The sequence below is a fragment of the Cupriavidus sp. genome, assembly GCF_057315035.1.
Map to the genome: position 1 here is coordinate 138089 of NZ_DBHKYV010000012.1, position 15700 is coordinate 153788.

The 15700-nt window shown below is 62.0% G+C and carries 14 protein-coding genes; all 14 read right to left on the minus strand.

Features of this window, described 5'->3' with window-relative positions; genetic code table 11:
- Nucleotides 1–148: 148 nt before the first annotated feature.
- The 14 genes from ACO550_RS17105 to ACO550_RS17170 all read right to left on the minus strand — a co-directional run bounded on the left by ACO550_RS17105 (nt 149) and on the right by ACO550_RS17170 (nt 15633).
- On the minus strand, nt 149–2461 hold the full coding sequence (locus ACO550_RS17105) for a primosomal protein N' (protein WP_315593028.1): 2313 nt from the start codon (nt 2459–2461) through the stop codon (nt 149–151).
- Between the two features lie 501 nt (nt 2462–2962).
- Nucleotides 2963–4066, minus strand: a complete 1104-nt coding sequence (gene hemE, locus ACO550_RS17110) for a uroporphyrinogen decarboxylase (RefSeq protein ID WP_315593029.1) — start codon at nt 4064–4066, stop codon at nt 2963–2965.
- A gap of 89 nt (nt 4067–4155) precedes the next feature.
- Nucleotides 4156–5112 (minus strand): alpha/beta hydrolase fold domain-containing protein, encoded by a 957-nt coding sequence (locus tag ACO550_RS17115; RefSeq protein ID WP_315593030.1) that lies wholly within the window; start codon nt 5110–5112, stop codon nt 4156–4158.
- Nucleotides 5113–5933: 821 nt separating this feature from the next.
- Nucleotides 5934–6350 carry a F0F1 ATP synthase subunit epsilon gene (locus tag ACO550_RS17120; RefSeq protein ID WP_315593031.1) on the minus strand — a complete coding sequence of 139 codons (417 nt, stop codon included), beginning with the start codon at nt 6348–6350 and terminating at the stop codon, nt 5934–5936.
- 123 nt (nt 6351–6473) lie between these two features.
- The gene (gene atpD, locus ACO550_RS17125; protein ID WP_315593032.1) at nt 6474–7877 is read right to left on the minus strand and encodes a F0F1 ATP synthase subunit beta; all 1404 of its coding nucleotides are present in this window, start codon (nt 7875–7877) and stop codon (nt 6474–6476) included.
- 33 nt (nt 7878–7910) lie between these two features.
- A complete protein-coding gene (gene atpG / locus ACO550_RS17130; protein WP_315593033.1) occupies nt 7911–8786 on the minus strand; it encodes a F0F1 ATP synthase subunit gamma in 876 nt (291 codons plus the stop codon).
- A 71-nt stretch (nt 8787–8857) separates the two neighbouring features.
- Nucleotides 8858–10399, minus strand: a complete 1542-nt coding sequence (atpA, locus tag ACO550_RS17135; RefSeq protein WP_130393671.1) for a F0F1 ATP synthase subunit alpha — start codon at nt 10397–10399, stop codon at nt 8858–8860.
- Nucleotides 10400–10438: 39 nt separating this feature from the next.
- On the minus strand, nt 10439–10981 hold the full coding sequence (locus ACO550_RS17140; protein ID WP_315593034.1) for a F0F1 ATP synthase subunit delta: 543 nt from the start codon (nt 10979–10981) through the stop codon (nt 10439–10441).
- Between the two features lie 2 nt (nt 10982–10983).
- The gene (locus tag ACO550_RS17145) at nt 10984–11454 is read right to left on the minus strand and encodes a F0F1 ATP synthase subunit B (RefSeq protein ID WP_315593035.1); all 471 of its coding nucleotides are present in this window, start codon (nt 11452–11454) and stop codon (nt 10984–10986) included.
- A 105-nt stretch (nt 11455–11559) separates the two neighbouring features.
- Nucleotides 11560–11826: a F0F1 ATP synthase subunit C gene (gene atpE, locus ACO550_RS17150; protein ID WP_092138471.1), complete on the minus strand. Its 267-nt coding sequence runs from the start codon at nt 11824–11826 to the stop codon at nt 11560–11562.
- Between the two features lie 84 nt (nt 11827–11910).
- Nucleotides 11911–12780, minus strand: a complete 870-nt coding sequence (gene atpB / locus ACO550_RS17155) for a F0F1 ATP synthase subunit A (RefSeq protein ID WP_315593036.1) — start codon at nt 12778–12780, stop codon at nt 11911–11913.
- Nucleotides 12781–13071: 291 nt separating this feature from the next.
- Entirely contained in the window at nt 13072–13539 is a 468-nt protein-coding gene (locus tag ACO550_RS17160) for an ATP synthase subunit I (RefSeq protein WP_315593037.1), read from the minus strand.
- Nucleotides 13540–13937: 398 nt separating this feature from the next.
- Complete coding sequence (locus ACO550_RS17165; RefSeq protein WP_315593038.1) at nt 13938–14831, minus strand: ParB/RepB/Spo0J family partition protein; 894 nt, start codon at nt 14829–14831, stop codon at nt 13938–13940.
- Nucleotides 14832–14859: 28 nt separating this feature from the next.
- Complete coding sequence (locus ACO550_RS17170) at nt 14860–15633, minus strand: AAA family ATPase (RefSeq protein WP_315593039.1); 774 nt, start codon at nt 15631–15633, stop codon at nt 14860–14862.
- Nucleotides 15634–15700 lie beyond the last annotated feature (67 nt).

Genomic DNA, 15700 nt, shown 5'->3' on the forward strand with positions numbered 1-15700 from the left:
TACATACGCGTAGCAACGGCAGGATGCCCGATTGGCGCGATCTTACTCTCGGAGATTTACTAGGTGCAACCTAGTGCAACCACTTAGTTCGACAACCTGTTCTCAGGTTGCACCGAAGCAACATTGACTGGTGCGAGGCAGCCCGCACTCAGATGCGAAGCGGATCGATTTCCAGCTGCCAGCGCACGCCTTTCACACGCGTGCCAACTTCGTCGAATGTTTGGACCCACTCTCTTACAAAACGCTGCAATACCGGGCGCGAGCCGGCTTCCACCAGCATCTGGGCGCGCTCCTTGTTGAACAGTCGCACCATCGACATCGGCACCGGATCGTGCAGTTGCACCTCGGGCGCCATCGCACACGAATCGGCGTGCTCGCGGGCTGCCTGCAAAAACGCCAGCGCCCGTTCCAGCTGGCCGTGCTCGGCCGTCACCAGCACCTGATACGCGTATGGAGGCAACCCGGCCTGCCGGCGCTCGCGCAGTTGGCTGGCTGCGAATCCATCATAGTCATGGCGCACCAGCGACTGCAATGCGGGTGCATCCGGGTAACGCGTCTGGATCAGCACTTCGCCACCCAGTCCCGCCCTGCCCGCCCGTCCGGAAACCTGCATCAGCGATGCAAACAGGTGCTCGGCCGCGCGGAAGTCGTGACTGAACATCGCGGCATCCGGATGGACGATGCCAACCAGTGTCACGCGCTGGAAGTCGTGGCCCTTGGCCACCATCTGCGTGCCGACCAGGATATCGACCTCGCCGGCATGGACTTCATCGAACATGGCCTGGGCGCTGCCCTTGCGCCGCGTGGAATCGGCGTCGATCCGCGCGATACGTGCCTGTGGAAAACGTGTGGATAACGCTTCCTCGATACGCTGCGTGCCGCGGCCCAGCGGGGCGACATCGACATTTCCACAATCTGGACAGTGATGCGGTACCGGCGATTCGATCCCGCAATGGTGGCAACGCAGGCGCCGCTCGGGGCGATGCAGCACCAGGTACGCGGAGCAGCGCGGACAGCCGGACAGCCAGCCGCAGCTGTCGCAGGCCAGCACCGGCGCATAGCCACGACGGTTCAGGAACAGCAGGCTTTGCTGCCCGCGATCGAGCCGTTGCTGGATGGCGTCGAGCAGCGGCACTGACAAGCCTTCGAACAGTGCCCGCTGCCGCTGGCGCTCGTGGTTCAGGTCGATCAGCCTGACCGTCGGCAACGCCGCATCGGCCTGCGCGCGCTCGCGCAACACCAGCTTGCGGTAGGCGCCCTGTTCCGCACGGTGCCAGGTTTCCATCGACGGCGTGGCGGAGCCCAGTACGATCGGCACCTTGAGCTGGTTGGCGCGCCACACCGCGAGGTCCCGTGCCGAATAGCGCAAGCCCTCCTGCTGCTTGTAGGACGTATCGTGCTCTTCGTCGACCACGATCAGCCGCAGGTTCGGCAGCGACGCCATCACGGCCATGCGCGTACCCAGTACGATACGCGCCTCGCCGCGGTGGGCGGCCAGCCACTGAAGGCTGCGCTCCTGGTCCGCGAGGCCACTGTGCAGCACGGCCAGCGGCAGGTGAGGAAAGCGCTCGGCTATGCGCGCCTGTAGCTGCGGCGTGAGATTGATTTCAGGTACCAGCATCAGCACCTGCGCGGTCGGATCGGCCGAGAGCCGCTCCGCCATGGCATGCAGATAGACCTCGGTCTTGCCGCTGCCCGTCACGCCATGCAGCAGGAAGGCCGTGTATCCCGACACGGCGCCGATGGCGGCGACGGCATCACGCTGTTCGGCATGCAGCATCGGCGCCACCGAGGCAGTGTGCGCAGGCTGCGTTTCAAGCAAGGGACGGTCGACGCGTGCGGATTCAATCCAGCCAGCGGCTTCCCACTCGGCCAGGCGCGCGGGCGCCGCGGTGCACAGCGCGCGCGCATCGGGCAGGCGTACCCACTCCTGCGCATTTACCAGTGCATCGGCAAGCGCCAGTACCGAACGGGCCCGCGCCGGTATTGCGCCGCGCAGCACGTCGGCCTGCCCGGGGCGTACCCGGTACTGCGTGGTCTGGGCACGCTGGCCAAGCCGCTCCCAGGTCTCGGTGTCACGCAGCGACGGGGGCAGCGCGGGCAGCATCACCTCGCCGAACCGGCGCTGGTAGTAGCCGGCCGCAAAGCGGGCCAGCGCGATCCAGGCTGGTCCCAGCGGCGGCATCCAGTCGATACGGTTGGCAATCGGACGCAGACGATCGGCGGGAACGTCGGATGTATCCGCGCGCTCGAGGGCTACGCCGACCACTTGCCGCTTGCCAAATGGCACCACCACGAGATCGCCGGCCGCCACGTCGCCTTCGGCGAGGTAGTCGAAACAGTCATCGGCAGGCGTATCCAGCGCGACGCGTACAATGCCGCCGGGCTGCGGAACGGTATCGGCGATTGTCTGTAACGTATCCGCCACAGAATTGATGACGCCCCCGCCTGCACTGGTCATCCGGAAACCCCTGCGTGGTGCATTGCGGCTGCGCAATCATTGTGCATCCGCGCCATGGCGAATGCCGGTGTGGTTGTCTGTGTGCGGCGCAACATCAACTTAAAGTAAAACTTCAAATGTGACCCTAAGTCGATGATCCGAGGATGGTTTTCCAACGCTGGCGGCCGCCCTGTGGATAACTTTGTTGAAAAGTCGCATCAGTTGCCTGTCAAGGGGCCCGGGACAAGGCTTTCATGGACCTTGCACCCACCTTTGCAGAAGATTCAAAGCCTTATGAATCAAGGACTTGCAAACACCCCCCAACTGAGTTAAGGGGTAACCCGCTCGTGCACTGCGGCAAACCTATCGGTGTGCATAAGTCAAGCCTTGACAGCAAGCGGTCAGCACCTTTTTGGCGTCAGAATGCGAAATAGTTTACTTGACAGATTGCAGATAGCGCCTCCCCCGACACTGCGCCTCAAATACCCATCAGATCGCTGCGGCGCGGGGAAAGACATGGTTTCAGGCCGCGGGTGCAACCTGGGCCGTGCGCAGCTTGCGACTGTGCCGATGCACTTCGTCCACGAGCACTGACACGTTTTCCGGCGGCGTGAACTGCGAAATCCCATGGCCCAGATTGAACACGTGGCCATCACTTCCGCCGGCTGCAGCATAGCTGTCCAGCACATTGCGCACCTGTTCGCGAATCGCGGCTTCAGGCGCGAACAGCACAGTGGGATCGATATTGCCCTGAAGCGCCACCTTGCCATGCGTACGGCGACGCGCCTCGGCGAGGTTGACGGTCCAGTCCAGCCCGATGGCATCTGGCCCGATCTCGGCAATCTGTTCCAGCCAGATACCACCGCCCTTGGTAAAGACGATTACCGGAACCTGCTGCCCGTTGTGGTCACGCATCAGGCCGGCCAGCACGCGGCGCATATAGGCCAGCGAAAACGCCTGGTACATGCCGTCGGCCAGTGCGCCACCCCAGGTGTCGAACACCATGACCGCCTGCGCGCCGGCTTCGATCTGCGCGTTCAGATACGCCGAAACCGCCTGTGCATTGATGTCCAGGATGCGATGCATCAGGTCCGGACGGCCATACATCATGGCTTTCACGGTGCGGAAATCGTCGGATCCGCCACCTTCGACCATATAGCAGGCCAAGGTCCATGGGCTGCCCGAGAAGCCGATCAGCGGTACGCGCTGGGTGCCGTTCTGGACCAGTGCACGGCGGATTTCGCTGACCGCATCGAACACATACTGCAGCGATGACATGTCGGGCACGACCAGCTTCGCCACATCGGCTTCAGTACGCAGCGGGTGCGCGAAGCGTGGCCCCTCGCCCTGCGCGAACGACAGGCCAAGGCCCATCGCATCGGGAACCGTGAGAATGTCCGAGAACAGGATCGCCGCGTCGAGCGGATAGCGATCCAGCGGCTGCAGCGTGACTTCGGTGGCGTAGGCGGGATTCTTTGCCAGGCCCAGGAAGCTGCCCGCGCGGGCGCGCGTGGCGTTGTACTCGGGCAGGTAACGGCCAGCCTGGCGCATCAGCCACAACGGCGTATATTCGGTAGGTTGCCGGCGCAGCGCGCGCAGGAAAGTATCGTTCTGCAATGCGGTCATGGTCATCCTCGTAAGACCGCCATTCTACGGGAACGCCGCCGGCTTCAGCCGGCCGGCGGGATGATGGCCGTCATAATGAGGCCGACTTTTCAGAGGTCGTCGAAGCTAGAGACAAAGGCCTCGGCGGCGCGCCGCATCCATTCGCGTGCGCGTGGCGCCTCGGACTGCAGCCGGGCAAAACCATGGGTCATGCCACTGGCCTCGATCGTGACAACCGGCGCGTCGTGGCGCACCAGATAGTCGGCATATAGCAGGCCATCGTCGCGCAAGACATCGTTGGCGGCCACCATGACCACGCTGCCCGGCGGCCGCTGCGTGGGCGGTGTCGCCATCAGGCGAATGCGTGGATCGGCATGTTCCGCGCCGCGCGCCAAAGCCTCCGCGCCGATGTACTGGGTCCAGAACCAGGACATCTCGTCACGCGTCAGGCCCGGGCCGTCGGCAAATGCACGATAGCTTTCCGTGGTCAGCACTGGCGCGGTCACCGGATAGATCAGCAACTGGGCGTTGACCACATGCTTGCGCGCCGCTTCATTGATTGCGCGTGCGGCCACCGCCGCCAGATGCGCACCCGCGCTGTCACCAGCCACGGCCAGGAAGTCACGCTCGACGTCAAGCTGCTCGCGGGCGTCGGCCAGCCATTGCACGGCGGCCATGGCATCGTCGCACGGCACCGGGAACGGATATTCGGGCGCCAACCGATAGTCGACACTCGCCACCGCGCACCCGGTATCGGCTGCCAGCAACGCGGCCACGGTATGGTGCGTGGCTGGCGATCCTATTACCCAGCCACCGCCGTGAAAGTAGACGATCAGCTTTGGCTGCACAGCCCCAGCCGGTCGAAAAAGTCGTGCAGATATCGACGCGCCCTGGACCGGAATCTCCAGATTGCTGGCCACCATGCCATCCGGATTGGGCAGCTGTGACAGTGCGGCCATCTCTTCAAAGCGGGTCCGGCGCGCAGGGGCGTCCGTGGGCGCGGGCTGGCCGGCGTAACGGTCCGCCATGCGGCGGAAATAGGCTTGCAACTGGGGATCGATGGCCATGGGTGAAATCAACGAAAAAGCGCGCGGGCCTCAGTGTAGCGCCCGGTATTGCGGTTCGCGCCACTGACTCGCCGCATTGCCGGCTTGTCCGGTAACCGTTTCGAATCGTAACGCTGAATGCGCTACCGAACACAATTTACCAAAGTCGATTTTCAGCACCCCGCCAAAGTGGGGTGCAAGTTAAGCGCTGGCGGAAAAAACGTAATGCATTCAGTACACTAGCGCGGCAATGTCTTAACATTGCTGAGCGCGGACTCGACACAGCCTCAGCGTGAAAACGCTTTCAAAATGAGCCAAAAGTGTTTAAAACGCCGGCTTTTTATTCGCCGGGCTTTCATCTACTTGCAAAACGATACATTTTGTTACTGCCATCCTCGGAAGTTTCCCCCACAATGCATTGACAGACCAGCGCTTGGTGCGAGGTGACCCCGCCGCTAAAGCCTTGAATAATAAGGGGTTTTGAAGAAAGTCTGAGCAGTGACCCGATTTTTCCGGACCAGCCGATGTAAGAATTAGCTGATCCGGAATACCAGGAAGACCGATAGCGCGAAGCTTGAGATTCCGAAGACTGGAAACTCGCTGATGTGCGGAAAGAAAGTTCCGCTGCGCTTGTAAGTGAATCCTGGACCGAACCCGTTCCTTCGAATTGACCCCTCGAAGGGATTTTCCCGTCCGCGCGGAGCCTCCCCGGCCCGCGCGCTTTTTTTTGTGGTCCAGGCGAGAAAATATTAGCGTTCGCAAGATAAAAAAGGCAGCCACCTGGCTGCCTTTTTTATTGGCGCGCTCAAAAAACAACAGCGCGCCGCCCTTGCGGGAAATGCTTACTTCTTACGACGCAGGCGGGCGATTGCGGCCAGTTGCGCCGCGGCCACTGCCAGTTCGCTCTGGGCTCGCGCCAGGTCCAGGTCGCTGCTCTGGTTCTGCATCAGTTCCTCGGCAGCGCGCTTGGATTCCCGGGCCTTGGCCTCGTCCAGGTCGATACCACGGATAGCGGTATCGGCCAGCACGGTAACGTGCTGGGGCTGGACTTCGAGAATGCCGCCGGCAACGAACACAAACTCTTCGCTGCCGTCTTCTTTCTCGATGCGCACCGCACCCGGCTGGATGCGTGTGATCAGCGGCGTGTGGCCTGGCAGGATACCGAGCTCACCCGTCTCGCCCGGCAGCGCCACGAACTTCGCCTGACCGGAGAAGATCGACGCTTCCGCGCTGACGACGTCTACAAGAATGGTTGCCATATAAGATCCTTTCTCCAGAAAGCGTTTGCTTCCCTCATATCAGGAAGCATGTGTTTCGCCCTCAGGCCGCGCGGCCAGCTGCCAAGGCAGCCGAACGCGGCGCATGAAGGCGAAAGACGCCGCTTACTGAAGCTTCTTGGCCTTCTCGAAGGCTTCGTCGATCGAGCCCACCATGTAGAACGCCTGTTCCGGCAGGTGATCGCACTCGCCATCCACCAGCATCTTGAAACCACGGATGGTTTCCTTCAGCGGCACGTACTTGCCCGGCGAACCCGTGAACACTTCGGCCACGTGGAACGGCTGCGACAGGAAACGCTGGATCTTTCGCGCGCGCGAAACGGCCAGCTTGTCTTCCGGCGACAGTTCGTCCATGCCCAGAATCGCGATAATGTCGCGCAGTTCCTTGTAGCGCTGCAGCGTTTGCTGCACGCGACGGGCCACTTCGTAGTGTTCCGTACCCACGACTTGCGGGTCCAGCTGGCGCGAGGTCGAGTCGAGCGGGTCGACGGCCGGGTAGATACCCAGCGCGGCGATGTCACGCGACAGCACGACGGTCGAGTCCAGGTGCAGGAAGGTGGTAGCCGGCGACGGGTCGGTCAAGTCATCGGCAGGCACGTACACGGCCTGGATCGACGTGATCGAGCCAGTCTTGGTCGACGTAATACGTTCCTGCAGCTTGCCCATTTCTTCAGCCAGCGTCGGCTGGTAGCCCACGGCGGAAGGCATACGGCCCAGCAGTGCCGACACTTCGGTACCGGCCAGCGTGTAGCGGTAGATGTTGTCGACGAAGAACAGGATGTCACGGCCTTCATCGCGGAAGCGCTCGGCCATGGTCAGGCCGGTCAGCGCCACGCGCAGACGGTTGCCCGGCGGCTCGTTCATCTGGCCGAACACCATGGCCACCTTGTCGAGCACGTTCGAGTCCTTCATTTCGTGGTAGAAGTCGTTCCCTTCACGGGTACGCTCGCCCACGCCGGCGAACACCGACAAACCGCTGTGCTGCTTGGCGATGTTGTTGATGAGCTCCATCATGTTCACGGTCTTGCCCACACCGGCGCCACCGAACAGGCCCACCTTGCCGCCCTTTGCGAACGGGCAAACCAGGTCGATCACCTTGATGCCGGTTTCCAGCAGGTCAACCGACGGCGACAGTTCGTCGAACTTCGGTGCCTTCTGGTGAATCGCGCGCCTTTCGTCAGCGGCGATCGGGCCGGCTTCGTCGATCGGGCGACCCAGCACGTCCATGATGCGGCCCAGCGTACCGTGGCCAACCGGCACGGAGATGGGGGCGCCGGTGCTCTTCACCGACATGCCACGGCGCAGGCCGTCCGACGAGCCCAGGGCAATGGTACGCACCACGCCGTCACCGAGCTGTTGCTGCACTTCGAAGGTCAGACCCTTCTCGGCGAACGACTTGTCGTTGCCCTCTTCGAGCACGAGTGCGTCGTACACCTTCGGCATTGCGTTGCGCGGGAACTCGATGTCCACCACGGCGCCAATGCACTGCACAATATTTCCGATACTCATTTCGTATCTCCGATAGCTTGAATTCTTGACGCCTTAGACCGCAGCTGCGCCGCTGACGATTTCCGACAGTTCCTTCGTGATGGCTGCCTGGCGGGTCTTGTTGTAGACCAGCTGCAGTTCGCCAATCACGTTCTTGGCATTGTCGGAAGCCGCCTTCATGGCCACCATGCGCGCGGATTGCTCCGACGCCATGTTCTCAGCCACGGCCTGGTACACCAGCGCTTCGACGTAGCGGACGAGCAGCTCTTCCACAACCGTCTGGGCGTCGGGCTCGTAGATGTAATCCCACGAGTAGGCGCGCTTTTCATCTTCGGTCTGGCTCAGCTTGTCGGCTGCCAGCGGCAGCAGTTGCTCAACCATCGGCTCCTGCTTCATCGTGTTGATGAACCTGGTATAGGCCAGGTACACCGCGTCGACTTCGCCGTTGGTATATGCGTCCAGCTGGACCTTGATCGCGCCGATCAGCTTTTCCAGATGCGGGGTGTCACCGAGCTGCACCACGTTCGAGACCACCTTGGCACCGATGCGACCCAGGAACTGCATGCCCTTGGTACCGATGGCGGTCGCTTGCACGTCCACGCCGCGGCCCTGCAGGGTCTTCAGTTCATTGGTCACCGCACGCAACACGTTCGTGTTCATGCCGCCGCACAGGCCCTTGTCCGTCGTCACCACGATCATGCCGACGCGCTTCACATCGCGTGCCACCATGAAGGGGTGCTTGAACTCGGGGTTGGCGGTGGCCAGGTGCGCGGCAATATTGCGCACTTTTTCTGCGTACGGGCGGGCGTTACGCATCCGTTCCTGCGCCTTGCGCATTTTGGATGCGGCGACCATTTCCATCGCCTTGGTGATCTTGCGCGTGTTCTGCACGCTCTTGATCTTGGTTCGAATCTCTTTCGTTCCGGCCATATCTTTCCTCTCCATTCGAGCCGCGCCGACTGCCTTGCGGCAGCTGCGGCGCAGCGCATGGAATCACGCGGTTAGAACGCGGCGGACTTCCTGAAATCCTCGATCGCGGCACGCAGGGCGGCTTCGTCGTCCTTCGAGAGATCCTTGGTATCTTCGATGCGGTTGACGAGGTCGGCGAACTTGGTCTTCAGGTGGTCGTGCAGGCCCTTTTCGAACGGCAGGATGTCCTTCACGTCGACGTTGTCGAGGAAGCCATTGTTCGCGGCATACAGCGACGCGGCCAGTTGCCACACCTGCAGCGGCTGGTATTGCGGCTGCTTCAGCAGTTCCGTCACGCGGCGGCCGCGCTCCAGCTGCTTGCGGGTGGCATCGTCCAGGTCCGAAGCAAACTGCGCAAACGCAGCCAGTTCACGGTACTGGGCCAGGTCGGTACGGATACCGCCGGACAGCTTCTTGACGATCTTGGTCTGCGCTGCACCACCCACGCGCGACACCGAGATACCGGCGTTGATAGCGGGGCGGATACCGGCGTTGAACAGGTCGGTTTCCAGGAAGATCTGACCGTCGGTAATCGAGATCACGTTGGTCGGCACGAAGGCGGACACGTCGCCGGCCTGCGTTTCGATCACGGGCAGCGCGGTCAGCGAACCGGTCTTGCCGGTGACGGCGCCGTTCGTGAACTTGGCCACGTAGTCTTCGTTCACGCGGGCAGCACGCTCGAGCAGACGCGAGTGCAGGTAGAACACGTCACCCGGATATGCTTCACGGCCCGGCGGACGACGCAGCAGCAGCGACACCTGGCGATAGGCCCAGGCTTGCTTGGTCAGGTCGTCATAAACGATCAGCGCGTCTTCACCGCGATCGCGGAAGTATTCGCCCATCGTGCAGCCGGCGTAGGCAGCCAGGTACTGCATGGCGGCCGAGTCCGAAGCCGAGGCGGCCACGACGATCGTGTATTCCATGGCGCCGAGCTCTTCGAGCTTGCGCACCACGTTCGAGATCGTCGAAGCCTTCTGGCCGATTGCCACGTACACGCAGAAGACGCCCTTGCCCTTCTGGTTGATGATGGCGTCGACGGCCACGGCGGTCTTGCCGGTCTGGCGGTCGCCAATGATCAGCTCGCGCTGGCCACGGCCGATCGGCACCATTGCGTCGATCGACTTCAGGCCGGTCTGCACCGGCTGGCTCACCGACTGACGTGCGATCACGCCCGGGGCCACCTTCTCGATCACGTCCGTTTCCTTGGCGTTGATCGGACCCTTGCCGTCGATCGGCTGGCCCAGTGTGTTCACCACGCGGCCCAGCAGTTCCTTGCCAACCGGCACTTCCAGAATGCGGCCGGTGCACTTGACCGTGTCGCCTTCCGAAATGTGTTCGTAATCACCCAGTACCACGGCACCCACCGAGTCACGCTCGAGGTTCAGTGCCAGGCCAAAGGTGTTACCCGGGAATTCCAGCATCTCGCCCTGCATCACGCCAGACAGGCCGTGCACGCGGCAGATACCATCGGTCACGGAGATCACCGTGCCGGTGTTGCGCACTTCAGCGTCGGCGCCAAGACCCGAGATGCGGGACTTGATCAGCTCGCTGATTTCTGAGGGGTTCAGTTGCATCACAATGCTCCTAATTCTTCAATCCGTCGGCCGTTGCGGTCAGGCGGTCAGCGTGGCTTGCATGGCAGCCAGGCGCGCGCGCACGGAGGTGTCGAGCACTTCGTCGCCGACCTTGACGCTCACGCCGCCGATCAGCGACGGGTCAACCGCCACCTTTGCGTACAGCTTGCGGCCGAACTTGCGTTCGAGTGCGGCGACCAGTTCGTTCGTCTGCGAGTCATCCAGCGGGAATGCGCTGGTGATCTCTACGTCGGACGACCCCTCGCGGGCGTTCTTGAGCGCATGGAACTGCTCGGCGATTTCCGGCAACACCGTCAGGCGGTTGTTTTCCACCAGCAGCGTCACGAAGCGGCGAGCTTCGTCGTTGACCGGGCTCTTCAGCACCGACAGGAACACTTGCTCGAGCTTGTCGCCCGGCACGTTCGGATCGGTGGCGAGCGCCTGCATGTCGGGGTTGGCGGCAACCTGCCCCATCTCCGACACCAGTTCGGACCATGCACCCATGTTGCCTGCACCGGCTTCGCTCGCGACGCGGAACAGCGCCTCGGCGTAGGGACGGGCAATGGTTGCGGTTTCAGCCATGATTAGAGCTCAGCCTTGAGTTGAGTGAGCAGGTCTGCGTGCACCTGCGCGTTCACTTCACGCTTGAGGATCTGCTCTGCACCCTTCACGGCCAGCACTGCAACCTGGTCACGCAGCGTTTCGCGTGCGCGGGTCACTTGCTGATCTGCCTCGGCCTTGGCCTGGGCGATGATGCGTGCGGCTTCTGCCTGGGCGTTCTGCTTGATCTCGTCGGCGGCTGCCTGGGCGCGCTTTTCAGCGTCGGCCACGCGTTGTGCGCCTTCGGTGCGGGCTTCGGCCATGGCCTGGTCCACACGCTTGTTGGCGAGTTCAAGCTCCGCCTTGCCTTTTTCGGCAGCAGCGAGGCCATCGGCGATCTTCTTTGCGCGTTCGTCGAGCGCCTTCACCAGCGGCGGCCAAATGAATTTGGCAACAACCCACCACAGGATGAAGAACACGACCATCTGCGCAAAAAACGTTGCGTTCAGATTCATGGTGTGTTCCTTTCGGTAATCAAACTACAGATAAATGCACAAGGGCGGCGGGGCCATCGGATTGAGGCCTGCGCCACCCGTCAGCATCATGCAGACCGAAAAGACTTACTGAATGACAGCCAGCAGCGGGTTGGCGAAGGCGAACAGCATTGCAACACCCACACCGATCAGGAATGCAGCGTCGATCAGGCCAGCCAGCAGGAACATCTTGGTTTGCAGCGGGTTCATCAGTTCAGGCTGACGAGCGCAGGCTTCGATGTACTTGCCACCCATCAGGGCGATACCCAGGCAGGCGCCGATAGCGCCCAGACCGATGATGATGCCGATACCGATTGCGGTCAGACCCTGGATGTTGGCGAGATATGCTTGCATGATGACTCCTTTAATTTAGAGAGACTTAGAACCAAAAAACCAAAAAACGAAGAACTTGAAAATTCGTGACCAGTGATCTGTCGATCAGTGGTGATCGTGAGCCTGGCCGATGTACACCAGCGTCAGCATCATGAAAATGAAGGCCTGGAGCAGGACGATCAGGATGTGGAAGATCGCCCATACGGTGCCGGCAACCACGTGGCCGACGAAGCCCAGTGCCGACAGGTCGGCGCTGAACGTCCAGATCGAACCCAGCAGCGCGATCAGCAGGAACACCAGTTCGCCGGCGTACATGTTGCCGAACAACCGCATGCCCAGCGACACGGCCTTGGCCAGGAATTCGATGATGTTCAGGATCAGGTTGAACGGGGCCAGGTACCACTTGGCGCCGAACGGTGCGGAGAACAGCTCGTGCATGAAGCCGCCCGCGCCCTTGATCTTGAAGCTGTAGTAGATCATCAGCACCAGCACCGAGCACGACATGCCCAGCGTGCCGTTCAGGTCGGCCGTGGCCACTGCGCGGTGGTGCGGAAGATGGATGTGGAAGACGCCCAGCACGTTGTTCAGGCCGGTGACCCAGTCCACGGGGATCAGGTCGATCGCGTTCATCATGGTGATCCAGCAGAACACCATCAGCGCCAGCGGCGCAATCCACGAACGGTCGCCATGGATGATGCCCTTGGCCTGGTCGTCGACCATCTCGACGATCATCTCCACGAAGGCCTGGAAGCGGCCCGGCACGCCGGCGCTGACACGGCGCGCGGCCATGTACAGGAACAGCACGGCGATGAAGCCGCACAGCACCGACCAGAACACGGTGTCGTAGTTGATGATGCTGAAGTCGACGACGGAGTGCTGCTTGCCGCCGACCGAATTAAAGTTCTGCAAGTGCTCGGCGATATAGCCTGAGGGTGTGAGCACGTGCCCGGCGCCTTGAGTAGCTTCAGCTGACATGTCGAAACGATAGGTATATTGCGAAATCTGTTGGTCCGGCGCCAACTTTGGTGGCTAACCGGTATGGGACTTGCTTTGGCCTTCGGTCACATGACCGGTCACCGCCTGGGCAAGCCCGCCGTATTGTTCTGGGCAAAACCTTACTCACGCTGCGCTTCACCGTTGTGACGCACTGCGTGTTGAAACACTTGATATTCCGGATGGGTGCCTCATCTGAGATGGAACCCCACGCCGTGGCCCTGCCTGAGGCATTGCCAAGGGCGACGGGATTCGCGAACACCGCCTGATGGATCAGCGGATCGCGAGCGCCACCCAATAAGTCTTGAGCGCCAACAGGAACGTGACCAGCAGCGGCACCCAGCGCAGATCGCGGTACAGCACGATCACCAGCACCAGCAAAGCCATGGTGCCGAAGACCTTGATCGCCTCGCCGGCCACCAGGCCGCCGACCGACGGTTGCCCGCGCGACATCCACAGACGCAGCGCGAAGAAACCGCTGGGCACGAAACACGCCATGCCGCCGAAGAATGCCGACCAGCCTGCCGGTCCATGCTGCTGCGCGAACACCGCCCAGCCAAGCGCGGACAACAGCGTCACGACAACCTGCGCCATCACCACCTTTGCCGGTGTCATGCGCGACGGACGCAATGCGCGTTCGCCAAGCAACTTCACGGCATCGGCACGCGACAGCGGATCGACAGCTTCGTCGTCACGCTCGGCGTTATCATCCCAATCGTCGCGACGCTCTTGAACCACCACCTGTCTAGCCTCGTTCCAGGCCGGAACTTTTCGCGTCCGGCCAGAATTCAAACCGCACGATTCTATTAGCAATCGTCGATACGAGTCAATCTGCTTTCAGTTAGCTTGCAGGGAATTTCGCACAACGGTTGCTATCACGTCTTCATGATGGATGGCGTGATATTGCGTGGCAATGATGCGAAACGTAATTGGATTGCGCACGCCAGTCCGTGCATGATGGTGAATCCACCCGCGCGATGCAGTGCTGGGCGTGCACTGCAAAAGGACATCAGCGGAGGCTCGTGCGGTTATCGCGCAGATTTGTGCCGCGACATGGTGCAGGGGGCCGGCCCTGTCGCGCCGGGCCGACAACCTGAAAAAACCACCTGTAAAACAATTGCCGTATACCGCGGAACAGGTTATGCGCTGGCCGCAGGCTCGCGCAGGCGCGTCAGTACGCCGTCAAGCGCATCGTTGGTTGCGAAGTGAATGGTCAGCTGACCCTTGCCACGCGCACCGAGCTTGATCTGGACCGCGAGGCCCAGCATGTCCGAGAGTTCTTCTTCCAGGCGCGCCACATCGCGCGTGCCATTGCCCTGCTTGTGCTTCAGCGACTTGAGGTCGAATGGCTTGAGCGTCGACGCCACGAGTTTTTCAGTCTCGCGCACCGACAGGCGCTTGTTGACGATCTGGTTGGCCAGCGTGATCTGGGTGGCACCATCGACTGCCAGCAAGGCACGCGCATGCCCCATGTCGAGATCGCCCGCCATCAGCATGGTCTGCACCGGCGAAGCCAGGTTCAGCAGACGCAGCAGGTTCGATACCGCGCTGCGCGAACGGCCCACCGACTCGGCTGCCTGTTCATGCGTGAAACTGAATTCGCGGATCAGGCGCATGATGCCCTGCGCTTCTTCCAACGGGTTCAGGTCTTCGCGCTGGATATTCTCGATCAGCGCCATCGCGGCGGCGGCCTCGTCGGGCACGTCCTTCACGAGTACCGGCACCTTGTCGAGGCCCGCAAGTTTCGACGCACGATAGCGGCGTTCGCCAGCGATGATCTCGTAGCGATCGGGCTCGGCGACGCGACGCACCAGGATCGGCTGCATCAGGCCCTGCGCGCGAATGCTCGCGGCCAGTTCCTGCAGCGCGCCTTCGTCCATGCGCGTGCGCGGCTGGTACTTGCCTGGCTGCATCTGGTCCACGCGCAGCACCGAGGGCGCGCCCTCCTGCTTCGCGGTCTCGACGATCTCGGCGGGGCCGCCGAGCAGTGCTTCCAGTCCCCGGCCAAGGCCTTTCTTCTTCGCGGTCACCATGCTCGCCATCCTTGTCTGTTCGTGCGGCTCAGCCGAGCTGACGCACGCGCGCGATCATTTCCGCGCCGAAATCGAGATACGCCTTCGCGCCCTTCGAGGACGCATCGAATGCCACGCCCGGCATGCCGTACGACGGTGCTTCCGCCAGTCGCACATTGCGCGGAATCACGGTCTTGAAGACCTTGTCGCCGAAGTGGGCCTCGAGCTGGGCCGATACCTGCTGCTGCAGCGTCACGCGCGGATCGAACATGACGCGCAACAGGCCAATCACCTTGAGCTCGCGGTTCAGGTTCGCATGCACCTGCTTGATCGTGTTGACCAGATCCGAGAGCCCTTCCAGCGCGAAGTACTCGCACTGCATCGGCACGATCACGCCGTGCGCGGCGCACAGGCCGTTCAGCGTCAGCAGCGACAGCGACGGCGGGCAGTCGATCAGCACAAAGTCATACTGGTCATCGACCTCGGCCAGCGCCTGCTTGAGCCGGCGTTCGCGTTGGTCCAGTTCCACGAGCTCCACTTCGGCACCGGCCAGTTCGCGATTGGCGGGCAGCACGTCATAGCGCCCCGACTCGGAACGCTGGCGCGCCTGCGTCACCGATGCCAGTCCCACCAGCACCTGGTACACGCTGTGTTCGAGCGCCTGCTTGTCGATGCCCGAACCCATCGAGGCGTTGCCCTGCGGATCCAGGTCCACCAGCAGCACGCGCTGTTCCTGCGCGGCCAGGCCGGCGGCCAGGTTCACCGTGGTTGTGGTCTTGCCGACGCCACCCTTCTGGTTGGCGATCACGAATACCTTGGCCATATGCGCTTGCAGCTCCTGAGTGCACCATCGTCATTCGTCCGACGAATAATGCTTTGGTAATTCACAT

Coding starts and splice junctions, on each gene's coding strand:
- ACO550_RS17165 (WP_315593038.1), bottom strand. CDS start 14,831: ATGGTGACCGCGAAGAAGAAAGGCCTTGGCCGGGGACTGGAAGCACTG.
- hemE (WP_315593029.1), bottom strand. CDS start 4,066: ATGACCGCATTGCAGAACGATACTTTCCTGCGCGCGCTGCGCCGGCAA.
- atpE (WP_092138471.1), bottom strand. CDS start 11,826: ATGCAAGCATATCTCGCCAACATCCAGGGTCTGACCGCAATCGGTATC.
- ACO550_RS17140 (WP_315593034.1), bottom strand. CDS start 10,981: ATGGCTGAAACCGCAACCATTGCCCGTCCCTACGCCGAGGCGCTGTTC.
- ACO550_RS17105 (WP_315593028.1), bottom strand. CDS start 2,461: ATGACCAGTGCAGGCGGGGGCGTCATCAATTCTGTGGCGGATACGTTA.
- ACO550_RS17115 (WP_315593030.1), bottom strand. CDS start 5,112: ATGGCCATCGATCCCCAGTTGCAAGCCTATTTCCGCCGCATGGCGGAC.
- atpB (WP_315593036.1), bottom strand. CDS start 12,780: ATGTCAGCTGAAGCTACTCAAGGCGCCGGGCACGTGCTCACACCCTCA.
- ACO550_RS17145 (WP_315593035.1), bottom strand. CDS start 11,454: ATGAATCTGAACGCAACGTTTTTTGCGCAGATGGTCGTGTTCTTCATC.
- ACO550_RS17120 (WP_315593031.1), bottom strand. CDS start 6,350: ATGGCAACCATTCTTGTAGACGTCGTCAGCGCGGAAGCGTCGATCTTC.
- ACO550_RS17170 (WP_315593039.1), bottom strand. CDS start 15,633: ATGGCCAAGGTATTCGTGATCGCCAACCAGAAGGGTGGCGTCGGCAAG.
- atpD (WP_315593032.1), bottom strand. CDS start 7,877: ATGAGTATCGGAAATATTGTGCAGTGCATTGGCGCCGTGGTGGACATC.
- atpG (WP_315593033.1), bottom strand. CDS start 8,786: ATGGCCGGAACGAAAGAGATTCGAACCAAGATCAAGAGCGTGCAGAAC.
- atpA (WP_130393671.1), bottom strand. CDS start 10,399: ATGCAACTGAACCCCTCAGAAATCAGCGAGCTGATCAAGTCCCGCATC.